This is a genomic window from Microtetraspora sp. AC03309, from assembly GCF_020826795.1.
Classification (GTDB): Bacteria; Actinomycetota; Actinomycetes; order Streptosporangiales; family Streptosporangiaceae; genus Microtetraspora; species Microtetraspora glauca.
The window spans coordinates 1-625 of the sequence record NZ_JADDIL010000347.1 but is presented as its reverse complement, the minus strand read 5'-3'; the positions used below and the strand labels follow the sequence as shown (position 1 = coordinate 625).

The window sequence follows — 625 nt, the reverse complement described above, 5'->3', positions numbered from 1 at the left end:
TTCCGTGGGCCAGGAACTGTTGGCCCGCCATCGGTTCGGCGACCGGTCCTACGGTGCACTGGAGATCGAGTCGATCACCTGGCTCAACGGCGGGTTGTTCAACGAGGCCTACACGCCACGGCTGCTGCAGAAGGCGATGTCGCGAACTCCGTTGGGCGACATCATGAGTCCGCTACAGGGCAGCCGGCTGTCCCGGCGGCTCGTCGAGCCCACCATCCGGGAGATGTTCGGGGCCGATACCAAACCGTCGCAGGAGCTGATGGAGAAGTTCCACCAGATCCTGGAGTACAACGACGGCAAACGGGTGATCCACAAAGTCGGCCGATTCGTCAACGACCGCTACACGTACCGCAATCGGTGGGTGCGGGCCATGCGGGAGACCGACGTGTCGATGCGGCTGATCGACGGGCCGTCGGACCCGAACTCAGGACGGCACATGGCGCAGCGGTATCTCGAGGTGATTCCCGACCCCGATGTCGTGATGCTCGCCGACGACATCGCGCACTGGCCACAGATCGAGGATCCGCAGGGGGTGCTACGGCATTTCCTGGCCCACATCGATCGGGTGAAGGGGTGAGCGGCGGCCAGGTCAGTCCGCGCTGAGTGCTGCGGTCAGCACCGGCAC

General features: G+C 64.6%; 1 protein-coding gene. It reads left to right on the top strand.

Going from position 1 to position 625, the window contains the following annotated elements:
- Positions 1-577, top strand: a 577-nt coding sequence (locus IMZ11_RS43255) for a hypothetical protein (protein WP_228649459.1), incomplete at its 5' end; no start/stop codon positions are given.
- Between the last annotated feature and the right edge of the window lie 48 nt (positions 578-625).